We start from the raw sequence: 3,416 nt of genomic DNA, 5'->3' as shown, positions 1-3,416 counted from the left end.
AGGGGGCGTCGTCGCGCACTCCGGCCATGTACCGCTCGATCGCCTCGCGGGTCGCGGGGTCGTCCCACGACAGGGGGAGCCGGACCGACCGGCTGGGGACCACGAGTTCGGAGCTCGCCGGTAGGGCTCGCTCTATCTCCCGGACCGCGTCCAGCAGGCGGCGGGTGGACAGGACGGATGGGTCCACTTTGATCTGCAGGCTGCGGATCCCCGGTGTGAGGTCGATGACGCCGGGAAGGCGCAGTTGCTCGACGGCCTGGCGCAGGGCGTGCACCCGGGCCCGCAGGCCGAGGTCCAGGACCATGTCGCCGTACTCGACCAGAAGGTTGTCGTCGCCGGAGCGCCGGTAGGTGACGGCGGGACGGCCTGGTTCCTCTGCCACGCGGGCCAGGACGCCGTCGTCGCCATCGCCGCGGCGGAGTAGCGGGGTAGCCCGCGAACCGGTTGCGGCGCCTGCAGGTTCTGGCGTCTCGGGAAGGATGAGTTGACGTCCGGGGCTCAGATCGCGCAGGGACGGTGCCTGGGCTGCCTTCACCGGCACGAAGCGCACGGAGTCGCCCGGGCGAAGCTGGCCGAGCTTCCAGCGGTCGGCCGTCACCACGGTCACCGGGCACACAAAGCCGCCCAGGCTGGGTCCGTCCGGTCCCAGCAGGATCGGGGTGTCGCCGGTGAAGTCCAGTGCACCTACCGAATAGGGGGTGTCGTGGATGTTGGAGGGATGCAGGCCGGCCTCGCCGCCGTCGTTCCGTGCCCATCTCGGCTTGGGGCCGATCAACCGGACGCCGGTCCGTGCCGAGTTGAAATGCACCTCGTAATCGGTGGCGAAGAGTTCGTCGATGTCCTCCCGTTGGAAGAACTCCGGGGCGCCGTGAGGACCCTCGACGACGGTGAGCTCCCACCGGGAGGTCAGGGCCGGACGGGCGTCAACCGGTACAGGCGATTCGCTCGCTGGCAGGTCTTCGTTCTTGTCCGTCGGGACCGTACGAAGCACGTCGCCGGAACGGAGTACGCGTCCGGCGTGACCGCCGAACTGGCCGAGAGTGAAAGTGGAGGCACTGCCAAGATACAGCGGAAGGTCGAGGCCGCCGGCGAACAGGATGTAACCGCGCATGCCGGCGCTCTCGGCCGTACCGACGTCGAGCGTTCCGTCTGCCGGGACGGTGACCGGTTCCCACAGTGGCACCTCGACGCCGTCGACCGTGACGCGGACGTCGGCACCGGTGACGCAGAGCCGGGTGGCATGCGAGAACGTGAGACTGGGGCCGGTCATCGTGAATTCGAGGCCCGCAGCACCCTCGGGGTTGCCCAGGGCGCGGTTGCCCAGCCGGAAGGAGAGGTCGTCCATCGGCCCACTGGGCGGCACGCCGACCTTCCACAGCCCCGTTCGGCCCGGCCAGTCCTGCACGCTCGTCTGCAGGCCCGGACGCTCGACCGTGATGCGCGGCTCCGGATCGCCGATGCTGTTCAGGGTGTTCGTGGAGTGGGCTGCTTCGCGGACGACGTCGAGGGTGCTGACGGCGCGGAGCATGCCGAGGTTGGTCTCGATGCCGTCGATGCGCGTGCCGGTCAGGGCGCCGGCGAGGCGGTTGAAGGCCTCGTCGCGGTTCTCACCGGAGGTGATGACCTTCGCGAGGAGCGGGTCGTAGTTGGTGGAAACCTCACTGCCGGTCTCGGCCCAGGTGTCCACGCGGAGGTGGTCAGCGGTGGGGTAGGCGGCGTTGGTGATGGTGCCCGCGCTGGGCTGGAAGCCCCGCGCCGGGTCCTCGGCGTACACGCGGGCTTCGACGGCATGGCCGGAGACGGGGACGCTCTCCGGAACGTCGGCCAGCACGGCGGCTGCATCGTCCCCGCCCTGGGCGAGGCGGAGCATCCACTCGACAAGGTCGACGCTGGTGACCGACTCCGTGACAGGGTGCTCGACCTGCAGGCGCGCGTTCACCTCGAGGAAGGACGCTTCCTGGCGTGCAGAGTCGTAGACGAACTCGACGGTTCCCGCCGAGCGGTAGCCCAACGAGGCGCACAGGGCGCGCGAGCTGCGGTGCAGTTCCTCGCGGAGGGCGTCCGGCAGGTCGGGAGCGGGAGCTTCCTCGAGGACCTTTTGGTGCCGGCGCTGCAGGGAGCAGTCGCGGTCGCCCAGGCTGACCACGCGGCCCTCGCCGTCGCCGAAGACCTGGACTTCCACGTGGCGGGCGTTCTCCACGTAGCGCTCGGCGAAGATGCCGGCGGTCCCGAAGCTCGCTCCCGCGAGGCGGGCAACGCGCGGGAAGCTCTCGGTGAGTTCTTCCTCCGAACGGCACACGGTCATCCCGATGCCGCCGCCGCCACCAGTGGCCTTGAGCATGAGCGGGAAGCCGATGGATTTTGCAGCCGCCAGGGCGTCTTCCACGCTGTCGAGCAGGCCCGAACCGGCGATCATGGGGACGCCCGCGGCGGAGGCGGCGTCGCGGGCGGTGTGCTTGGTGCCGAAGATGCGCAGCTGCTCTGGGGTGGGGCCAACGAACACCAGTCCGGCCGCTTCCACGGCCTCGGCGAAGTCGGCGTCCTCGGACAGGAAGCCGTACCCCGGGTGGATTGCTCCGGCTCCGGTGGCCACGGCGGCGGCGAGCAGGGCGTCAACGCGCAGGTAGGACTCCTTCGCCGGGGCGGGTCCCAGGAGGACCGCCTCATCGGCGAGCCGGACGTGGCGCGCCCCGCGGTCGGCCTCGGAGAACACGGCGACGGTACGCAGGCCGAGCTTCCGAGCCGACTCGATGATGCGGCAGGCAATCTCGCCGCGGTTCGCTACCAGCAGGGTGTCGAAACGGCTCATGCTGCGTCTCCCGGACGTGTGACGATCATGCGGACGGGGGTGGGATTGAAGCCGTTGCAGGGATTGTTGACCTGCGGGCAGTTGGAGACGAGTACGAGGGTGTCCACCTCGGCGCGGAGGGCCACGCGCTTGCCGGGAGCGGAGAGCCCGTCCACGATGCCGAGGGCGCCGTCGGGATCGACCGGAACGTTCATGAACCAGTTGATATTGGATACGAGGTCCCGCTTGCCGAGTCCCCACCGCGAGCCCTCGATGAGGAAGTTCTCCACGCAGGCGTGCTGTTCACGGGTGTGCTGGCCGTACCGGAGGGTGTTCGACTCCTGCGAGCACGCACCGCCGATGGTGTCGTGGACCCCTACTTCGTCCGCGACGACGGTCATCAGCGGAAGGCCGGTGTCGGCGCGAAGCACCGAGCCGGTGGTCAGGACGATGGAGCGCTGCTGCGCGATGGTGACGGGTGCTGAGTACCGGACGGTGGTGTCGTCGGCGGCGTAGAGGAGGCAGTCGACCGCCTGGTTGCCGTCGAGGTCAACGATCGTGAGCACGTCGCCGGCCGCGACGACGGCGGACCACGGCCCACGTGCCTGGACGTATTCGTCCAGGACGA

At 69.6% G+C, this 3,416-nt stretch carries 2 protein-coding genes; both read right to left on the bottom strand.

The features are described 5' to 3' along the window. A partial coding sequence (uca, locus tag RIF68_RS31455; RefSeq protein WP_309054667.1) for an urea carboxylase occupies window positions 1–2,809 on the bottom strand: 2,809 nt, incomplete at its 3' end. Beyond that, entirely contained in the window at window positions 2,806–3,411 is a 606-nt protein-coding gene (locus RIF68_RS31450) for an urea amidolyase associated protein UAAP2 (protein WP_309054668.1), read from the bottom strand. The genes uca and RIF68_RS31450, both read right to left, overlap by 4 nt. Window positions 3,412–3,416 lie beyond the last annotated feature (5 nt).

The sequence above is a fragment of the Streptomyces sp. genome (assembly GCF_031178505.1).
GTDB lineage: Bacteria > Actinomycetota > Actinomycetes > Streptomycetales > Streptomycetaceae > Streptomyces > Streptomyces gulbargensis.
The sequence above is the reverse complement of the archived record's forward strand: the minus strand, read 5'-3'. Positions and strand labels throughout refer to the sequence as shown.